Here is an 18,963-nt window from a genome sequence, read left to right as displayed (position 1 = left end):
TAATGCCTATAAAGATACCTAATGATCTGCCTGCTTTCAAGGCACTTGAAAAAGAAAGGATATTCGTCATACCAAACGACAGAGCTATGCACCAGGATATCCGCGCACTGAAAATAGCCATACTCAATCTCATGCCCGATAAGATAACCACGGAGACCCAGCTGCTAAGACTGCTGAGTAATACCCCTCTTCATGTGGATATCGAGCTTATCCAGATGAGCAGCCATGTTTCAAAAAACACCTCACAGGAGCATATGCTGGCTTTCTATAAGCCATTCAGTGAAGTGAAAAATAACCGCTATGACGGTCTTATCATAACAGGAGCACCTATCGAGCAGCTTGATTACGAACAGGTGGATTACTGGGACGAGTTCTGTCAGGTGCTTGAATGGTCTAAGACTAATGTTTACTCCACTATCCACATCTGCTGGGGTGCACAGGCAGCACTTTATTATCACTACGGTGTGCCGAAGTATCCCCTTGAAAGCAAGATGTTCGGCAACTTCAAGCACCATATCGAGCATCCCGAATGTATGATACTAAAAGGTTTCGGAGATGTTTTCCATTGTCCACATTCACGGCATACCGAGGTAAGGCATGAAGATGTAATCAAAGTTCCCGAGCTGACTGTCCTTGCGGAATCCTATGAAGCAGGATTACAGCTGATATGTGATAACAGCGAAAGATTTTTCTTCCAGCTGGGTCACTGGGAGTATGACCGTGAGACCTTGGCAAAAGAGTATTTCCGTGATGTCCGCAAGGGTCTGGATATTCAGGTGCCATATAATTATTTCCCGGGAAACGATCCCGACCAGCAGCCTATCTTCAACTGGAGCTGTTCAGCTAATCTGCTATATTCTAACTGGCTGAACTACTGCGTATACCAGAAAACGCCCTATGCTCTTGAAGAACTCACTCCGGTGCCGGTCGGCGGCAGAAAATATAAACGATGAGCAAATCAAGACATATTGCGGAAAATTTCAAGGTGGGCGCACTGCTTACCCTTGTAGGTGGCTATCTGGATACCTACACCTATATCAGCCGCGGTGGAGTTTTCGCCAATGCCCAGACAGGCAATATTGTCCTGATGGGTCTTAAACTTAAAGGCGGAGAATTTGCCGAAGCTATCCACTATCTTATACCGATACTGTCTTTTGTGGCAGGTGTGCTTCTGGTGGAGCTTATAAAATCCAGATTCAATGACGACCCGAAAGTTCACTGGCACCAGTTGACTCTCGCGCTGGAAATGCTGATAGTCGTAGCAGTTGCATTTATTCCCGAGAGCCATAACAACATTGCCAATGTACTTGTTTCTCTGACCTGTGCTATGCAGGTCGAAGGTTTCCGCCGTCTTAACGGCAACGCCTACGCGACAACAATGTGTACAGGCAATCTGCGCAGCGGAAGTGAAAGTCTTTTCGCTTACCTGAAAACCAGGGATATCACCCAAAAGCAGAAAGCTTTACAGTATTACGGCATTATACTGATCTTTATAGCAGGAGCTGTAATTGGCGCAGTCCTCACTGGATTCATAGGTATAAAAGCCGTCCTTGTGTGTCTAGCGGGACAGGCAGGCGCACTTCTTGTACTCAGAACTTATAAGACTCCCGATGATAAGGCGGCAGAATGAACTTCTGCTGCCTTATATTTTTTATTCTGTTATTTGTGGAATTTCACAAAAAATCACAAAAAATTGAAAGAAATGGTTTATTTTATATAAAACTCTATTGACATTAACGGAATAATTTGCTATAATTTATATAGTAAATTTGAACGTGACTTGTGGGCATTGGTCCCACATGAATAAATCATTAATAATATGGAGGCAAACATGAGAAGACTTGTTACAAGAAGTGACTTTGACGGCTTGGTTTGCGCTATGCTGCTCAAGGAAATTGAGATCATTGATGAGATCAAATTCGTTCACCCTAAAGATGTACAGGACGGCAAGATAGAGCTTTCAGAAAATGATATCACTACTAATCTGCCCTTCGATAAGCGTGTAGGTCTGGCTTTTGACCACCATGAAAGTGAATTGATAAGAAATAAAGTCGAGGATTATCTCGGAAAATATATCATCGACGGCAACGCTAAATCCGCAGCAAGAGTAGTGTATGACTACTACGGCGGCGAACTTGTTTTCCACCAGGTCTCCGATGAGATCATGGAAGCAGTTGATAAGGGCGACAGTGCCGACTTTACCGAGGACGAGATACTCAACCCCTCGGGCTGGGTACTTATGAATTTCCTTATGGACGCTCGTACAGGTCTCGGAAGATTCCATAACTTCCGTATCTCAAACTATGATCTGATGATGAAACTCATTGATTTCTGCGTCGATCATTCTATCGAAGACGTTCTCAAACTGCCCGATGTCAAGGAACGTGTGGATCTGTATTTTGAACAGCAGGAAATGTTCAAGGAACAGCTGAAGCGCATTACAGAGATACATGATAAGGTAGCAGTCATTGACCTGAGAAAGGAAGATACCATCTATGCGGGCAACCGTTTCATGGTATACGCTATGTGGCCTGAAGTTGAGCTTTCCGTTCATGTGGCATGGGGCTTCAAAAAGCAGAATACAGCTGTTATGATCGGCAAGTCGATCATCAACAGAAGTTCGCCTTTCGATATCGGTTCACTCTGCCTTTCTTACGGCGGCGGCGGTCATGCAAATGCAGGCACCTGCCAGCTTAGCAACGAGGTTGTTGATGCTGAACTTCCTGTTATTATAGACAAACTAAACGGTAAGATCCCTGTGTGATAATATCAGCTTTTTGCTGTAAATATTTGACCGTCGGTCCTTCCCGACGGTCTTTTTGTTGCGAAACTCCCTTTATTAGCGTCTTTTCTTTGTGCAGGCTTGCAGTTGATTTTTTTGTCCAAATGTGATATAATTATCGCGATATAAAATATATTATCACATAACGTGCATATGGAGTACGCATTTTGGGGGAAAAGAATATGACGAAAAATGAGGCACAGGAAGTATTGTCTTTTCATTCATGCCGGAACACTAACGTGAATGATCCCAGATGGGAATACGGCTTTGTAGGAAGGCTCCGTCCTTCCAGCGGAGAACTCAATGAGGATAATTTTATCCAGATAATGGAGAGCATACGTATCCTCAAGCATGACCTTTCAGCCGATACCATCGATAAAAACCTTGTTTATGATATCATAAGCATAATACGTCTGACCAGAACATGGTGCGTATCACCGGGCGGTCTGAACAATAATGTCACCGACCATGATCAGGATAAGCTCCTTACCTGGGTCGGTATTATAGAAAAGACTCTTTTCTATCTGCTTGACGGCGCAGATGAAGAAATAGCTTTTCAGGATTATGAATGCTATCTTCAGGATAGCAGCGAACAGCTGCTTAAAGCCGAAATGCTCAGAGTGATCTGAGCCATATCCAATATCGGCGGTTTCCGCTGAATGTGAGGAGTGATAAATAGTGAAATGTCCTAAATGCGGAGAAATTGTTGGGGATCACGACAAGTTCTGCCCCCGATGCAACGCCGAACTTTTTATAGATACTCAGCTTGCCGAGCGTCTTTTCAAGAAAAAGGAAGATCCTCTTCCAGATGATAAAGATAATTTCTTTAAGCCCGACAGGAAAGCCAAGGATAATAACGGTCAGAAAAAAACTAAGCTGAATATCGATATCCACAATCTCAAACTCATAGCTATCGTTGTGCTTTCGCTTCTGATAATTGTACTCGTGATAGTTCTGGTCGTAACGTCTCTGGGTTCAAAGGGAGAAAAGTACGCTAAAAAAGCCGCTGACTATATCGGTGCCGATTTTGAGATAGCTTCCAAGAAATTTGATTTCAAGATAAAGCAGGAATCAGGCTACAAGGGACTTACCGCTGTAATAGATTATAACTATGTAGCTGAATCCGATACCGAAGTCCGCATTGATGGTGTGACCTACCCCGAGTGGGCAGTCATTTTCAAGACTGATGACGAGAACCGCATCACTGAGGTTCGATACTGCAATTTCAAGAGCATCAAGAGCGATATCAAGGGTGTCAGAAAAGAGCATAACATAAACCTTGATAAATTCAATCCCGGTACGGATAAATCGACTGTGGATAAAGAGCTTGATATGGACTACTACAGCGTTTCTTATACCAAGGACGGCGAGGCATATATCTACCGCTATTGGTACGAAAACGACAGCGGCGATGAACAGCCCGTGGTGCTTACTGTTTACTATGATACCAAGGGCAAGCTAAAGGTCTACACTCCCCAGATGCTATACCACCAGTTCATGTAGACCGCTTTAAGTTTTTTAATAATATATGTATTTCAGGCACTTTTGTCATACAGCTGACAGAAGTGCCTTTTCATATCGAATATCATCTGTGAATGATATCATTACATCACTTTTCTCTCGACACCGATTTACAAATAATTGTTAATCCGATATATTATCTTCTTTTTTCTATCTTTTGTTACAGAAAATATTTATAAATAATATGCAAAAGGACTTGACAATTGTGGGAAGATTTGTTATAATATGCTTGATGAAGGGCAATAGTTCTTCATATGCCTGCCGTAAACACGGCGAAAATAACATCTTAAAGACGCCATCAGGTGCCTTTTGATTCGGCTGGCTCATCTCGATGTTTAAGGCTTTTCGATGAGCAGGGAAGTGATTTATTCGGATAGCGTCCGAAAGAATCATATACTGCCCTCTGGGTTGGGGGCAGACCAGGGAGCGGAGGCGTGTCAGCCATAAGCTCTTACCATGTTTATGTTGATAGCCTGTCTGCTTATGCCGACAGGCTGTTTTACTTGAAAGGAACTGACATAAATGGATATAAGAAAAAATATCGCACTGCTGACAGCTCTTGTCTGTGTACTTAGCGTGAGCAGCTGCTCAAATAAAAAGCCCGGCAGCAAAAAGAATTCTTCATCCCAATCTGCCGGTACAGCAGATGATGGTATGCTCGATGAGTCTGTCAGCTCTGTGGAATTCAGCCTTGAAAGCGGTTTCTACGATATTGATCAGCAGCTTGAACTTTCAGCACAGGGCGAGGGCTTAACAATAAGGTATACCACCGACGGCAGTATCCCCAATGAGTCTTCGCCCGAATATACCGAAGCCCTGACCTTGTCCGACCGCAAGAACGATTTTTCAACCCTGGCGGAACACAAGGATATCACAGCAAGCCATGATTATTCTCCACCAATGACTGTGGATAAAGGCAATGTCATCAGGGCGGCGGCTTTCAAGTCCGATGGTACCCATGGCAAAGTGACTTCCCGCACGATATTTGTTGGTATCGACAGAGTCAAAAAATACGGGGATGTCCCTGTTATATCCCTTATGATGGATCAGGCGGATCTCTTTGACTATGAAAGAGGTATCTACGTTCTGGGCAAAGTCCATGATGACTGGCTGGCGGAAGATCCCAAAAATGCTTCCGCTGATGTCTGGAAGCAGGAAGCCAACTTCACCCAGCGCGGTAAAGAATGGGAGCGTCCCGTCTATGCAGAGTATATCCTCTCCGACGGAACTACTGCTTTCACGCAGGATCTTGGCATAAGGATAATGGGTGCCGCATCCCGAAACGAACATCAGAAAAGTCTTCGTCTTTCTGCTCGCAAAGATTACGGCGCGAAGAATGTTAAATATGAACTTATCCCCGATAATACCCGTTCTGATGATCAGGGAAATGTGGAAAAGTATAAGTCCTTTGTCCTTAGAAACGGCGGAAATGACTGTAATTTCGCCAAGATACGCGACCCGCTTCTTCAGTCGATGGTAAGCGATAAAACTTTTGAAACTATCCAGTCTACTCCCGTGGTGGCTTTCATCGACGGCGAATACTGGGGTATGTATACCCTTACCGAGGATTATAGCGATAACTATATCTCAAATAACTACGAAATTGATAACAACAACGTCGTTATATTGAAAGTAGGCGAGATAGAGGAGGGCAATGACGAAGATATCAAGCTTTACAGCGATATGTATGAATTCATTACTGAAAATGATATGTCCGATGCTGATAACTACGCAAAGGCTTGTGATATGCTTGATATGCAGACATTCTCGGATTACATGGCATTCAATATTTACATCGCCAATGAAGACAGCATTATCCAGGGCAATAACTGGCGTATGTGGAGAGTGCGCGATGCCGACAATGCTACCGCTGTATCCGATGGAAAATGGCGCATGATGGCTTATGACACCGACTATTCCAGCGGCATATACACAGGCGGACAGAACTACGATGAAAATTTCATCAAAAAAGCCATCAATGGTACCCAGACTTTCAAAGACCTTGACCAGCCTCCCGCTGAGATATTCCGTGCCCTGCTGGATAACGATGATTTCAAGCAGATGTTCATTCTCTCCCTCTGCGATATGAGGAATATCAGTTTTGAAAAAAGCAAGGTCGATGCCGCTTACAATGACATCGTGAGGGTATATTCTTCACTTGTGATAGATACCTTCAAGCGCTTCGGCCCCGACTACGCGAAAGATGGTTTTGAGTGGAATGCCGATGGTCTGAAACAGTTCCTTGATGGCAGGAACAAGGTCTTCATGACTCATATCACCGATGTTTTCAAGCCGGGTGAAAAAGTTTCCGTGACTGTCAAAACTTCTGACAGTTCCAAGGGCGGAGTTATCCTTAACACCACAGCACTCGACCTTTCGGATAAGGATTTTTCGGGTGAATACTACACTGCTTATCCCATCACCGTGACCGCCGACCCTGCATCTGGCAAGTTCGTCAAGTGGGAAGCAACAGGCTGTTCCATCTCAGACGCAAATTCACCAACTGCAACAGTCACTATAAAAGGCGACTGCGAGATAAAAGCTATTTACGAATGATATAAAAGGCAGGCAAAACCCTGATATCTATACAATCTATAAATAATAAACCGTCTGTACACAGTTGTATGCTGTGACAGACGGTCGTATTTTTATTTATATTTTTGCTCAGCTAAGAACCCATATCATATAGTGATTGTCGGGCTCGTATGAAGCAACAGTAAGTTTGCTGCCCTTTGCAGTCAGATACTTTTTGAAATCGCTTTCTTCGGTGCTGATGACAAATCTGCGGTTGCCAAGTGCTTCAGCCCTGAACTGTGCGGCCTTGCCGTCGATCTTCAGGTAATCGTAGCCATTACATTTTTTGTTGATGTATCCGCCGCTTATGGCTCTCAATCCGAAAGTACCTGTCTCACTGAGCTTTACTTTCAGCTTCTGATCCTTATCCTTGTCGGATTCATCAACGGAGATGCTCTTTGCTGTAGTAGTCAGCAAAAGACCTGTTGCTTCGTTTTTGAAAGTGTACATCTTGTCGTTGCAGATAAAGTTGCCGCTGTCAGAATTGCAGTCATTGAAGAATTTCAGAAGAACTGCCATTACGTGCTGTTCGGTTACGGGAATAGTGTTTTTGGCAGTATCATCAAAAGCTCTTGGATCGAGGTGGAGTATTGTATCAACAAACTTGCCCGCGTATTTTATCAGCTTGTTGAAAGCATCGCCGGGATCAGCTTTTTCATAATACTTTGTAAGGCGCTTGTCAAAGCTGTCTGCCTTGAAACCTGTGTAGCTGTTCTTTATCTGCTTTTCAAAAGCGTTGTGAACATTGCTTGCCTTGATGCCGCTGGTCATATTCGCAACATGAGGAGTACAGCCCATATCGGAAACAAAGTGTATAGCTCTGCCAAGATATATCATAGATTCCTTGGTCATGCCGCTTTTATAAAGTGATACCGCAGATGTATAATTTGCACGGAATAGTGTTCTCGCGCTGGGTGCAAAATCGCCCAGCCTGTTGCGGTAGAATCCGTTTGATTCATCCAGTTCCTTGCCCTTAGCGTTCATGCAGGAATAATAGTGCATACCTGGTCCTTCGTCTATATCCCCGGTCTTATCGGGCTGAACAGCACCGAGCTTGATCTCTTCATGCCAGTCCTTATAAAAAGCAGCAGGGCGAAGTTTTTTATCTATTGTCAGAAGCTCCAGTGCCTTTTCCGCGATATAGCTGTGTACATCAGAAGTCCAGGCATAAGCAGTATTAACCCTGACCTTGTTGCATAAAAAAGCGGAAGCTGTAGTTGTTATGTTCTTCATCATTCAATAATTCCTCTTTCGTAAAATTTATATAAAGCCGATACCCGTCTATGTAAGACAAGGCATTCAGCGTTTTTTCTCGGAGCGCTTTTTATTTTTCCTTACGGAATAACCGAAGCTGCCAAGTTGTTTTCCCAGCTCGAAATATCCGCCGTGAGCGTAAGCAAGAAGTCCTGCTTTTTCAAGACAGAGCTTTCCGCTTTCATCAAGAAGCTCCTTTGCTGCGTTTATCCCAACGATATCAGCTATGAACATATCATGGCTGCCCAGCGGGACGATCTCCTTCACCTTACATTCTATGCTTACGGGACATTCCGCGATCATTGGTGTTGATACATTTACACACTCTTCTGTGTGAAGTCCGCAGTCGGCAAATTTATCAAGTTTGGAACCTGTCTTTACACCGCAGCGGTCAACTGCTCTGACCAGTTCTTTTGTGGGAAGATTTATAACGAACTCACCGCTGTTTTTTATAAGGTCATATGAATATCTTTCAGGTCTGACCGAGATATAGGTAACTGGAGGACGGGTGCAGAGTATGCCTGTCCATGCGATAGTAAGCACATTTATCTTATCTTCAAACGCGCAGGTAACTAGGGTAGGAGGCAGGGGAGAAGTTATCACGCTGCCTTTCCAGTGCTCTTTATGGTATGTCATTTCAAGTCCTCCTGGGAAAAGCCGTGAACTTTTTTGTATATGGCGTCATAGTCTTTATAAAGGAGCTGTACTGTGTTTTCAAGAAAAAAATAATGCTTTATATACGGCACAAGCAGTACCATAAAAAGTGCCGCCAGAGGTATCAGCGTCAGCTTGTTGTAGATAGCGACAGCAAGTATGGTTATGACGGTACACAGCGCGAACAGTACCAGCACTATAAGATGTATGAATCTTTCGTGCTGAAAATGACGCAGTTTTTCACTGTGATAATCAAGCAGTTTTGCAAAGTCACAGTTTTCATCTTCAAGACATTCAAGAATATATTTCCTGTACTTTGTCAGATATTCAGTCATTACCGCTCTCCGTTTTTTCCTCTGAAACATCAGACAGGTCTATAGGTTCGGCATCTATTATATTCAGGTCTCTGATTTTCTTGGTCTTGAATTCCTGTTCTAAGGCGCGGCGCTTTTCATCTTCGGCTGCTTCCTTGGCGACAGTCATCACAAGCAGTTTATCGATAGAACCGTAATACTTACCGATACGCTGAAAAAAGTTCGGTTTGCCTTTTTTCTTTTTTGATGATATCGTAAGTATAGCAAGGGCTGTTGATATAGCGGCGGTCATTATTCCTTTCTCGGTTTTGGTGTTGAGAGAAATATTGACTTTTTTGCTGATTTCCTTGATATCCATAGAAGCGACCTGCCTTTCTGAATAAAAATTATCACAATTAATTATACACTATTTTTACACCGATTGCAAGTATATAGAGCTAAAATCAGCAAAAATTTACTTTTTATGTATATTATGCTTTGATATTTGGTTATCAAGATGCTGTCCCGCTGCAGTATAGTACGTCATTTTTTGTGCCGTAGTCACAGCAAATGTCAGCCTGCCATCGTGCGCATCGGGGCTTTATGTAAACAGCGCATTTTAAGAAATGCGTCGGGATAGTCCTTTTACTATCAGTGATTTATGCGCAGAAGTTGTACGTTTTTGTACAACTCTTGCAGAAATATGTCCGAGTTAAAAGATAAAACAGCTTTTTGTACAATATTATCGGTGTAGATATGTGTACTTTGATCGGATAACAGAAGTCATAAGCTGAATTCTGATGATAGATAAGCACTTGACAAAAATTCCTTTTTATAGTATGATAGTTATGCTATTAAATAATTTTATAGCATAGAACGGAGTAGAAATATGATTTACAACAACATTCTTGAAGCTTTGGGACATACTCCCATGATAAGACTCAATAGAATGAACAAGCCCGGTAATGCTGAGGTGCTTGTAAAGTTCGAGGGCTTGAATGTGGGCGGTTCGATAAAAACCAGAACAGCTTACAATATGATAAAGAATGCAGAAAAGGAAGGCCTTATAAAGGAAGATACTATAATCGTTGAACCTACCAGCGGAAATCAGGGCATAGGCCTGGCATTGGTTGGTGCGGTGAGAGGTTACAAGACGGTCATAATCATGCCCGACTCGGTAAGTGAAGAAAGACGTAAGCTTGTGGAACACTATGGTGCACAGGTGATCCTTGTTCACGATGACGGCGATATCGGTGCCTGCATACAGGAGTGCCTTGATACGGCTCTTCGCATGGCTGCAAATGATCCGAAGGTTTTTGTTCCTCAGCAGTTTGCTAACCCCAACAACGTTTATGCTCACAAGTATCACACGGCTTTGGAGATTATGGAACAGGTAGCGGGCAAGATTGACGGTTTCTGCTCGGGTATCGGTACAGGCGGAACAATTACAGGTATCGGTGAAGCACTTCGCGCACAGTATCCCGATCTGGAGATATGGGCTGTTGAACCAGAGAATGCGGCTATCCTGGCTGGCGGAACTATCGGCACACATTTGCAGATGGGCATAGGTGACGGCATAATCCCCGATATACTCAACCAGAATATCTACGATGAGATATACATCGTCAGCGATGAAGAAGCTATTCAGACAGCTAAGGATCTTGCTTCAAAAGAGGGTATAATGTGCGGTATTTCCAGCGGTACGAATGTTGCTGCGGCACTGAAACTGGCTGAAAAGCTGGGCGAGGGCAAGACTGTGGTGACGATCCTTCCCGATACAGCGGAGAGATATTTCTCCACACCACTTTTTGAATGATCACAAAATTTAAACGGACGGCGTGAGAAAATCAAGCGCTGTCCGTTCTTTTATCGATAGAAATGTACTTTCAGCGAAAAAAGCTTGGTGAAGAAAGGTGAAAAATCCGTTAAAGCTCTTGACAATCGAGGACATATCGTATATAATATATGTATATATGTAAATGCTGTGACGGAATTATCCGCAGGCGAGGACTGAAGAGAGGGAGCGGTCGGTGAAAGCTCCTGTCCGGACGGCGGTGGCTGACCCGAGCTTGTACTGTGAAAACAGTGACGTATCATCTGCGTTAAAGGTGTCGAGGGGACGTGTGCTTTGGTATGCGTCAATTTGGGTGGTAACACGGAGTATCGGCTTCGTCCCATGTACAGGGGCGGGGCTGTTTTTATTTAGTTTACTGCATTTGCGAGAGAAAGAGAAAAAGAACTTACGGAGATATACAAACGGGAGGTGCTTCGCGGTGAGTGTCAGATTATCGAAGGAAGAATCCGAAAAGCGTCTGGATCTAAGAAAAGAAACTGTGCATAAAGTTTGTCTTAAAAAGACAGATATGAGCCATCTTATTTCGAGAGTCGCTGTTGTGCTGGACGTTTCGGGTTCAATGACGAAAGCTTTTCAGAGCGGTATGGTACAGGCAACGCTGGAAAGACTGCTTCCGCTGGCTATGGCTTTTGATGATGACGGCTCAATGGAGGTATGGACTTTTGATCATGAGTTCAAGCGGTATCCGCCGATAACGAGGACGAATTTTTACGACTACATCAAGGATAACAAGATCTCTGCGCGGGGCGGAACGATGTATGCGCCCGTTCTCCGCGATGTGGGCAGTTATTTCGTTCAGGAAGAACTTGCGAAAATACCGACATATGTTCTCTTTATCACCGACGGTGACAATGCCGACGGATCAGATACCGACAAAGCTATAAAGATCCTTTCTCACTTTCCGATATTCTTTCAGTTTGTTGGGATAGGCGATACGAGTAAGAATGGATTCAGGTACTTGCGAAAACTTGACGATATGGACGGCAGATATGTAGATAATGCGAATTTCTTTGCCATCGAGAACCTTGCTGATATCGAGGTGATAGATGACGTTTCTCTTTACACAAAGCTTCTTGACGAATATCCGAAATGGCTGAATTATCAGCAGGTCAGGGAAATGATCGCTAAGGGCGATGTGATGGACAAGCAGAAAAAGAAGTACCTTAAAAAGCTCAAAAAGCGCAGCGATAGTTCGGGACTTGAAGTCGGCGGATTGTTTGTCGATATAATTGAAGTATTAGTGGATATTTTTACGTAAATAATTTTTGAAAGGAAAGATATATAATGGAATGGACCAGTCTTAATGATCTGAGAGAATCTTATCTCAAATTTTTTGAAAGCAAGGGATGTCTGAGACACAAGAGCTATCCTCTTGTACCCCAGAACGACAAGAGCCTGCTGCTGATCGTTGCGGGTATGGCTCCTCTTAAACCTTATTTTACAGGTCAGGAGGTTCCTCCGAGGGTACGTATGACTACCTGTCAGAAGTGCATCAGAACAGGTGATATCGAGAACGTTGGTAAGACAGCAAGACACGGTACTTTCTTTGAGATGCTGGGTAACTTCTCCTTTGGTGATTACTTCAAGAAAGAAGCTATCGCATGGGCTTGGGAATATGTTACCGAAGTTCTGAAACTGCCCCTTGACAGACTTCACGTATCGGTATACGAGGACGATGACGAGGCTGAGAAGATCTGGCACGAAGAGATCGGTGTGCCTATGGATCATATCGTTCGCATGGGCAAGGAGGACAACTTCTGGGAGGCAGGTACAGACGGTCCCTGCGGCCCCTGTTCGGAGATCTATTTTGACCGCGGCGAAAAGTATGGCTGCGGCAAACCTACCTGCGGCGTAGGCTGCGACTGCGACAGATATATGGAGTTCTGGAACCTGGTATTTACTCAGTTTGAGAGACACGAGGACGGCACTTACACTCCTCTGGCACAGAAGAACATCGACACAGGTATGGGTCTGGAAAGACTTGCAGCACTGATGCAGGGCGTTGATTCCATTTTCGATGTTGATACAGTTAAGGCTATCAGAGATCACATCTGCAAGATCGCTGGCTGCGAGTACGGTGCTGAGTACAAGAAGGACGTATCTATCCGCGTTATCACCGACCATATCCGTGCTGTAACATTCCTTGCTTCCGACGGTGTACTGCCCTCTAACGAAGGCAGAGGCTATGTTATGAGAAGACTACTCAGACGTGCTGTCCGTCACGGCAAGCTGCTTGGTATAAACGGTCTGTTCCTGAAAGACCTTGTAAAGACTGTTGTTGACTGCAATAAGTGCGAGTACAACGAGCTTGAAGAAAAGTTCGACTACATCGTAAAGGTGCTGACTACCGAGGAACAGAACTTCAACTCCACTATCGACAGAGGCATGAAGATCCTTGATGAGTACATCGAGAAGCTTCAGACCGAGGGCAAGACTACTCTTGACGGCGAGAGCTGCTTCAAGCTTTCCGATACATACGGTTTCCCACTTGATCTGACCAGAGAGATTCTGGAAGAAAAGGGACTTTCTGCTGATGAAGAAGGCTATGCTGTATGCATGGAAAAGCAGAGAGAGACTGCAAGAGGTGCAAGAGAATCTCAGGGCTACATGGGTGCTGAGGAAACTGTTTTCCACAAGATCGACAAGAACGTTTCCACGAAATTCACAGGCTATGATAAGACCGAAGACACAGGCGTAATCTCTTATCTGGCTAATGACGAAGACCTTATTGAGAACGCAGGCGTTGAGGATGTTGTATACATCGTTCCCGACCAGACCTGTTTCTATGCTGAAAGCGGCGGACAGTCAGGCGATACAGGTATCGTTGAGACAGCGACCGGCAAAGCAGAAGTTCTGGATACACAGAAGGCTGTTGGCGGAAAGTTCGCACTGAAAGTAAAGGTAACAGAGGGTGCGCTGACAGTTGGTCAGAAAGCCACATTCAAAGTTGACAAGGCTAAGCGTCTTGCTACTATGAGAAATCACAGCTGTGCACATCTGCTGCAGTCTGCACTGAGAACTGTTCTTGGCGACCACGTTCATCAGGCAGGTCAGCTGGTTGACAGCCAGAGACTGCGTTTCGACTTCTCACACTTTGAGGCTATGACCAATGATGAAAAGGCTAAGGTCGAGGCACTGGTAAATAAGTACATTTTTGATGCTCTCGATATCACAATGGAGGAAATGCCTATCGCCGAGGCTCAGAAGCTGGGTGCTATGGCACTGTTCGGCGAAAAGTACGGCGAGACTGTAAGAGTTGTTACCATGGGTGACAAGGCTGACGCGGCATCTATCGAATTCTGCGGCGGTACTCATCTGAATAACACCTCAAAGATCGGTCTGTTCAAGATCATCTCCGAGAACTCCGTTGCTTCGGGTGTGAGAAGAATCGAAGCTGTAACAGGTACAGGCGTTCTTGAACTCCTCAATTCCAATATCGAAACCATCAACAAGGCTTCCGAGACACTTAAACTCAACAACCCTGCTGAACTTGTTGCACGCTGTGGTGCTGTAATGCAGGAGATAAAGAGTCTTGAGAAGGAGAGAGATTCTCTTGAAACTTCGATGGCTAACATGAGAGCTAAGTCGGTTCTGGAGAATGCTGTTGATGTTAACGGCGTTTCTGTAGCTACTGCACAGCTGACAAACATCAAGCCTGATGTTCTTAGAAAGATGGCTGACGAGCTGAAGGCTGCTAACGACAACGTTCTTGTAATCATGACCACTGTAAACGGTGACAAGGGCAACATCGTTGCTGCTGCAGGCAAGGAAGCTGTTGCTAAGGGTGCTCACGCAGGCAAGATAGCTGGCAAGATAGCTGCACTGACTAACGGCAAGGGCGGCGGACGTCCTGATTCTGCTATGGCAGGTGTTGGTGATATCTCCCTGATCGGTGCTGCACTCGAAAAGGCTGCTGAGGTTGCAGGCGAATTCATTAAGTAATAAATATATGATTCTGTCGCGCGGCGTGGGTGATACTGCGCCGCCGTCAGATAATTTCCATATGTATCGGAGGAAAATCTGATGGGCAAGCCTGTTGTGGTTGAACAGTATAACGAAGAATGGGCTGCTGATTTTCAGGCTATCAAAGCCGAACTGAACGTTGCGCTGGGAAACCTCGCTCTGAGGATAGAGCACGTCGGAAGCACTTCGGTGAGAGGGCTTTCCTCAAAACCGATAATTGATATAGATGTTGTAATACGTGATGTATGTTTGCTTGAAGATGTGATTGAAGCTCTCGGCAAGGCAGGTTACCGCCACGAAGGCAACCTTGGCATCGAAGGCCGCGAGGCGTTTAAGTATGATGGCAAGGAGCATCTGCGTAAGCATCATCTCTATGTTTGTGCTGAGGATTCAGCTGAGCTTAACAGGCATATAAAGTTCAGGGACTATCTACGTTCTCACCCCGAAGCCGTAGTGGAATACAGCCGTATAAAGGAAAAGGGTGCGGCGCTTTTCCCTGATGATATGGATAAATACATTGAATACAAATCTCCGTTTATCGAGAAAATCTACGGGGATTTGGGACTATAAAAATATTGATCAGGAGGTATGAAAAATGTCTGATTGTTTATTCTGTAAGATAATCGCGGGGGAAATTCCCTCTAAGAAGGTTTATGAGGACGAACTGGTATATGCGTTTGAAGATATCGCGCCTACTGCGCCTGTTCATTTTCTTGTTATACCTAAACAGCATATCTCAAAGCTGAGCGACGTTACCGAAGAGAACAGCGCTGTTATCGCGCATATCTACGAGGTCATCGCGAAGATCGCTAAGGAAAATGAGGCTATGAAGGACGGTTACCGCGTAGTTTCAAACTGCGGTGAGAGCGCGGGACAGAGCGTTTTCCATATCCATTTCCATGTTCTTGCGGGCAGACCGCTTACCTGGCCTGCGGGTTAAGATAGGTTTAGGGGCTGTCGGAAAGCAATTTTCGGCAGCCTTATAAGTATGGTGATAATATGACCAGAAAAGCAGCTTGGGCGGGAGTATCTTTCTGGGCGGCGCTGACGCTTGGGGCAATTTTTCGCAGTGAAAAGAATGGTCTTTTCCTGCTGACGGCACTGGGTTTTGCTGTGATAGTATATTCTGCTCTGAAAGGATACCGACGTCATGCGGTGGTATGTTTTATAGCTTTCGCTGTGGGCATAGCGTTGAATTCGGGATACACTCATTTTGTATATGACAGGCTCATCGCGATGGACGGAAAAGAAGTCACGATGCATGGCTATATCAAAGACATATCTCAGATAGATGGAAATTATGACAGAGTGATCGTCTGCGGTAAAGTGGATGGTATACGCACTGAGATAAGCTATGTTCTGCCATTCGGGGATATGCATTACTATGATGAGATCTCCGTGACTGATACTGTCAGCGTTATCGAGGACGGAGTGCGCTTTGACAGCGGAAGCTACAATTATTCAAAAAGCGTATTTTTGCAGGGCGGATATGCTACGGGGCATTATGAGCTTTCCGGGCACTCGGTGAATCCTGTTTTCCGCTGGATACGAGTATACCGCGACAGATTATTTGAAAGGATAATGTCGGTCTGTCCAAAGCGTGAAGGTGCTTTCCTCGGGGCAATGCTTTGCGGTGACAAGAGTGAGATGTCTCCTGCGATGAAGACTGAACTTTACAGGAGCGGTCTGGGTCATATATTCGCAGTTTCGGGAATACACCTTGTTATCGCGGCGGCATTTTTCGGATTCGCTGTCGGGAAGATCGTCAAGGCGAAGCGGGCTGTATATTGGCTTACTCTTGTCGAGATATGGGGCTTTGCTGTATTCGCAGGTCTTTCGGTGAGCGTTGTAAGAGCGGCGGTGATGATGACCTTCACGCGGAGTGGCTACTATTTCGGAAGAAAGAGCGATGGATTTAACTCCCTTGGACTTTGCGCTGTTATACTTACGGCGTCAAAGCCTTATACGGTGATCTCGCCCTCATTTGTGTTGTCATTCCTTGCAGTTGCGGCTATCGAATGCGTGACTCTTTCTAAACACGAAGAAGACGGTAAAGTCGGCAGCACGCTTAGACTTTCGGCGGCTGTGCTTTTCATGACTGCTCCTGCATCTGCATTGCTTTTTGGCGGAGTATCTGCGGCTTCGGTAGTCACTAATCTTCTGCTTGTGCCTCTCTGTACAGTTTCGCTTCAGATATGTTTTATTGTTCTTTTCACAGGCGGTGGTGCCCTGGCAGCACCTTTGCTTATAGCGGCGGCTTTACCTGTGAAGTTCGTGCTTTACTTTTCTGATAAACTGGCAAGGCTTGATTTCAGCTATGTTTTTGCATCTTCCCGGGTTATGATTTTTATCATTATCGCAGGTTCCGTGCTGATGACTTACGGTTGCATTCGTATCAGAGAAAGCAGTAAAGTTGCAGTATGTACAGCGGCTGTACTTGCAGTCTGGTGTGCAAGCACGAATATCACCCGGGTGCTTGATAATGATATCAGAGTAACTGTTCTGCCTGACGGTAAGAAATCGGCTTACATTATATCAGTTAGCGGCAGGGCTTATGTATTCGATGTTGGCTGCAAGGGCAGACTGGACAGTGCGTTGCAGCATCAGATGGACAGGATCGGTATCCGTGAGATGCCATATGCTTTCATACTTGATGACGGTGCTGTTACAGCTGCGGGTTACGATGCCGATTTCTTTTTGCAGCCCGATATAGTTTTTATCAGCGACGATCTTATCACGGCTGATGGACGTGCTGTTTTTCTGAACAGTGAAGATACTGCTGATCTGGGTGATATGCAAGTCAAGTCTGCGGATGACGGATTTGTTGTCAGCTATGAGGATTGTAAGTTCTTCCTTGGCAAGGGAAAGATGGAGATAAACGGTGATATGATTGATATTTCCGGGGAGAAACGACCTCTGGAGTTCGATGGAAATGAGCTTAGTCGGATCTAAAGCGGCTGTTGTAGTTTAAAAAAAATTAGTTAAGGAGGCTGTGTAATGGCTGTCAGCAATACTTCAAATATTACTAAAGATATAAAAAATGGTGAAGCGGCGAGCCTTTACTATTTTTACGGGCATGATACAGCTTCCATTGAAAGCTATACAAAGTGGCTGATAAACAAGCTTTGTCCCAAGGATGCGCAATTCATGAACTTTCACAAGTTTGAAGGCAAGGGGCTGGATATACCTGCGCTGGTCGATGCCTGCGAAGCTTTGCCCATGTTCGCCGAACGTGTAGTTATTGCAATAAACGATCTGCGAATGGAGGATATAAGTAAGGAAGACGGCGACGCACTGCGAAAGATAGTATCTAATCTTTCTGAGACTACTACGGTCATCATTTATGCCACGGGTGTTGACCTTTACAAAAACAAGAGGAATCTCACGGACAAAAATAAGAGGTTCTGCGACCACTGTGCTAAGTACGGCGAAGTTGTAGATTTTGCTTATAAATCAGCGGGCGAACTGGGACGCTCCATCGCCGCGGCATTGCAGAAGAACGGCTGTGCCATCGATAAGAGGACGGCTGAATATCTTGCAGAGTGCTGTGGGTGCGATTCGGCTTACATAAAACAGGAGATCGACAAACTTTCAGCTTATGCCCAGGGGCGTTCGGTAACGAAAGAGGATATCGACACCATATGTGTTAAGCACATTGAATCCGATGGTTACGAGCTGGCTGTGAATATCCTCAACAACAACGCAAAGTACGTTTATAACCGCCTTTCAGAGCTTGCAAAGCAGGATTATGACGCTTACGAGATAGTCAGCATAATAGGTTTTTCTCTGACCGATATCTACCGTGCTAAGCTTGCCAGGTCATCGGGGCTTGCTGCAGCTGATGCCTGCAAGGATTTCGGATATGCAAAGAATAGAGAATTTGCAGTGAAAAAAGCTTTCCAGATCTGCGGAAGCATTTCGCTGACTAAGATAAGAGAGGTTCTGAAGATAATGTCTCAGACCGATCTTACGATGAAGACCACATCGCTGGATAAAAAGGGAGCAATGCTTGTGCTCGAACAGCGTGTGGCAGAATGTTTCATGGCGGGAAACGGCAGGGTTTAATG

The 18,963-nt window shown here is 44.9% G+C and carries 17 protein-coding genes; 13 read left to right on the top strand and 4 right to left on the bottom strand.

Annotation, left to right across the window (positions count from 1 at the left end):
• The first annotated feature begins 2 nt into the window (after positions 1-2).
• From metA to N773_RS0104565, 6 genes are all read left to right on the top strand, one after another.
• Positions 3-953, top strand: coding sequence for a homoserine O-acetyltransferase MetA (metA, locus tag N773_RS0104595; protein ID WP_024856690.1), 951 nt, complete (start codon positions 3-5; stop codon positions 951-953).
• Positions 950-1,630, top strand: a complete 681-nt coding sequence (locus N773_RS0104590; protein ID WP_024856689.1) for a YoaK family protein — start codon at positions 950-952, stop codon at positions 1,628-1,630. The genes metA and N773_RS0104590 overlap by 4 nt, the downstream gene beginning before the upstream one ends.
• Before the next feature lie 201 nt (positions 1,631-1,831).
• The gene (locus tag N773_RS0104585) at positions 1,832-2,764 is read left to right on the top strand and encodes an exopolyphosphatase (RefSeq protein ID WP_024856688.1); all 933 of its coding nucleotides are present in this window, start codon (positions 1,832-1,834) and stop codon (positions 2,762-2,764) included.
• Positions 2,765-2,964: 200 nt separating this feature from the next.
• A complete protein-coding gene (locus N773_RS0104580; protein WP_024856687.1) occupies positions 2,965-3,411 on the top strand; it encodes a hypothetical protein in 447 nt (148 codons plus the stop codon).
• A gap of 49 nt (positions 3,412-3,460) precedes the next feature.
• Positions 3,461-4,285, top strand: a complete 825-nt coding sequence (locus tag N773_RS0104575) for a zinc ribbon domain-containing protein (RefSeq protein WP_024856686.1) — start codon at positions 3,461-3,463, stop codon at positions 4,283-4,285.
• A 540-nt stretch (positions 4,286-4,825) separates the two neighbouring features.
• Complete coding sequence (locus N773_RS0104565) at positions 4,826-6,859, top strand: CotH kinase family protein (protein WP_024856684.1); 2,034 nt, start codon at positions 4,826-4,828, stop codon at positions 6,857-6,859.
• Positions 6,860-6,967: 108 nt separating this feature from the next.
• Here N773_RS0104565 and N773_RS0104560 read toward each other — a convergent pair whose 3' ends face one another.
• From N773_RS0104560 to N773_RS0104545, 4 genes are all read right to left on the bottom strand, one after another.
• Positions 6,968-8,113 carry a zinc dependent phospholipase C family protein gene (locus N773_RS0104560; protein ID WP_024856683.1) on the bottom strand — a complete coding sequence of 382 codons (1,146 nt, stop codon included), beginning with the start codon at positions 8,111-8,113 and terminating at the stop codon, positions 6,968-6,970.
• Between the two features lie 63 nt (positions 8,114-8,176).
• On the bottom strand, positions 8,177-8,767 hold the full coding sequence (locus tag N773_RS0104555; protein WP_024856682.1) for a flavin reductase family protein: 591 nt from the start codon (positions 8,765-8,767) through the stop codon (positions 8,177-8,179).
• Positions 8,764-9,120, bottom strand: a complete 357-nt coding sequence (locus N773_RS0104550) for a hypothetical protein (RefSeq protein ID WP_024856681.1) — start codon at positions 9,118-9,120, stop codon at positions 8,764-8,766. Before N773_RS0104550 ends, N773_RS0104555 begins: the two co-directional genes overlap by 4 nt.
• Positions 9,113-9,457 carry a hypothetical protein gene (locus tag N773_RS0104545; RefSeq protein WP_024856680.1) on the bottom strand — a complete coding sequence of 115 codons (345 nt, stop codon included), beginning with the start codon at positions 9,455-9,457 and terminating at the stop codon, positions 9,113-9,115. The genes N773_RS0104550 and N773_RS0104545 overlap by 8 nt, the downstream gene beginning before the upstream one ends.
• 510 nt (positions 9,458-9,967) lie before the next feature.
• Here N773_RS0104545 and cysK point away from each other — a divergent pair.
• From cysK to holA, 7 genes are all read left to right on the top strand, one after another.
• The gene (cysK, locus tag N773_RS0104540; protein WP_024856679.1) at positions 9,968-10,894 is read left to right on the top strand and encodes a cysteine synthase A; all 927 of its coding nucleotides are present in this window, start codon (positions 9,968-9,970) and stop codon (positions 10,892-10,894) included.
• A gap of 457 nt (positions 10,895-11,351) precedes the next feature.
• Positions 11,352-12,191: a VWA domain-containing protein gene (locus N773_RS0104535; RefSeq protein ID WP_024856678.1), complete on the top strand. Its 840-nt coding sequence runs from the start codon at positions 11,352-11,354 to the stop codon at positions 12,189-12,191.
• A 26-nt stretch (positions 12,192-12,217) separates the two neighbouring features.
• Positions 12,218-14,875 carry an alanine--tRNA ligase gene (gene alaS / locus N773_RS0104530; protein WP_024856677.1) on the top strand — a complete coding sequence of 886 codons (2,658 nt, stop codon included), beginning with the start codon at positions 12,218-12,220 and terminating at the stop codon, positions 14,873-14,875.
• A gap of 81 nt (positions 14,876-14,956) precedes the next feature.
• A complete protein-coding gene (locus tag N773_RS0104525) occupies positions 14,957-15,466 on the top strand; it encodes a GrpB family protein (protein WP_043537786.1) in 510 nt (169 codons plus the stop codon).
• A gap of 25 nt (positions 15,467-15,491) precedes the next feature.
• Positions 15,492-15,836 (top strand): histidine triad nucleotide-binding protein, encoded by a 345-nt coding sequence (locus tag N773_RS0104520; RefSeq protein WP_024856675.1) that lies wholly within the window; start codon positions 15,492-15,494, stop codon positions 15,834-15,836.
• Positions 15,837-15,895: 59 nt separating this feature from the next.
• The gene (locus tag N773_RS0104515; RefSeq protein WP_024856674.1) at positions 15,896-17,848 is read left to right on the top strand and encodes a ComEC/Rec2 family competence protein; all 1,953 of its coding nucleotides are present in this window, start codon (positions 15,896-15,898) and stop codon (positions 17,846-17,848) included.
• Between the two features lie 45 nt (positions 17,849-17,893).
• The gene (gene holA, locus N773_RS0104510; protein ID WP_024856673.1) at positions 17,894-18,961 is read left to right on the top strand and encodes a DNA polymerase III subunit delta; all 1,068 of its coding nucleotides are present in this window, start codon (positions 17,894-17,896) and stop codon (positions 18,959-18,961) included.
• Positions 18,962-18,963: the final 2 nt, after the last annotated feature.

It is taken from the genome of Ruminococcus albus AD2013 (genome assembly GCF_000526775.1).
Taxonomy (GTDB): Bacteria; Bacillota; Clostridia; order Oscillospirales; family Ruminococcaceae; genus Hominimerdicola; species Hominimerdicola alba_A.
This window is presented reverse-complemented; position numbering and strand designations above follow the sequence as displayed.

Bases quoted from the DNA above. Each gene is read 5' to 3' on its own strand.
- metA (WP_024856690.1), top strand. From the start codon at position 3: ATGCCTATAAAGATACCTAATGATCTGCCTGCTTTCAAGGCACTTGAA.
- N773_RS0104590 (WP_024856689.1), top strand. From the start codon at position 950: ATGAGCAAATCAAGACATATTGCGGAAAATTTCAAGGTGGGCGCACTG.
- N773_RS0104585 (WP_024856688.1), top strand. From the start codon at position 1,832: ATGAGAAGACTTGTTACAAGAAGTGACTTTGACGGCTTGGTTTGCGCT.
- N773_RS0104580 (WP_024856687.1), top strand. From the start codon at position 2,965: ATGACGAAAAATGAGGCACAGGAAGTATTGTCTTTTCATTCATGCCGG.
- N773_RS0104565 (WP_024856684.1), top strand. From the start codon at position 4,826: ATGGATATAAGAAAAAATATCGCACTGCTGACAGCTCTTGTCTGTGTA.
- N773_RS0104560 (WP_024856683.1), bottom strand. From the start codon at position 8,113: ATGATGAAGAACATAACAACTACAGCTTCCGCTTTTTTATGCAACAAG.
- N773_RS0104555 (WP_024856682.1), bottom strand. From the start codon at position 8,767: ATGACATACCATAAAGAGCACTGGAAAGGCAGCGTGATAACTTCTCCC.
- N773_RS0104550 (WP_024856681.1), bottom strand. From the start codon at position 9,120: ATGACTGAATATCTGACAAAGTACAGGAAATATATTCTTGAATGTCTT.
- N773_RS0104545 (WP_024856680.1), bottom strand. From the start codon at position 9,457: ATGGATATCAAGGAAATCAGCAAAAAAGTCAATATTTCTCTCAACACC.
- cysK (WP_024856679.1), top strand. From the start codon at position 9,968: ATGATTTACAACAACATTCTTGAAGCTTTGGGACATACTCCCATGATA.
- alaS (WP_024856677.1), top strand. From the start codon at position 12,218: ATGGAATGGACCAGTCTTAATGATCTGAGAGAATCTTATCTCAAATTT.
- N773_RS0104525 (WP_043537786.1), top strand. From the start codon at position 14,957: ATGGGCAAGCCTGTTGTGGTTGAACAGTATAACGAAGAATGGGCTGCT.
- N773_RS0104520 (WP_024856675.1), top strand. From the start codon at position 15,492: ATGTCTGATTGTTTATTCTGTAAGATAATCGCGGGGGAAATTCCCTCT.
- N773_RS0104515 (WP_024856674.1), top strand. From the start codon at position 15,896: ATGACCAGAAAAGCAGCTTGGGCGGGAGTATCTTTCTGGGCGGCGCTG.
- holA (WP_024856673.1), top strand. From the start codon at position 17,894: ATGGCTGTCAGCAATACTTCAAATATTACTAAAGATATAAAAAATGGT.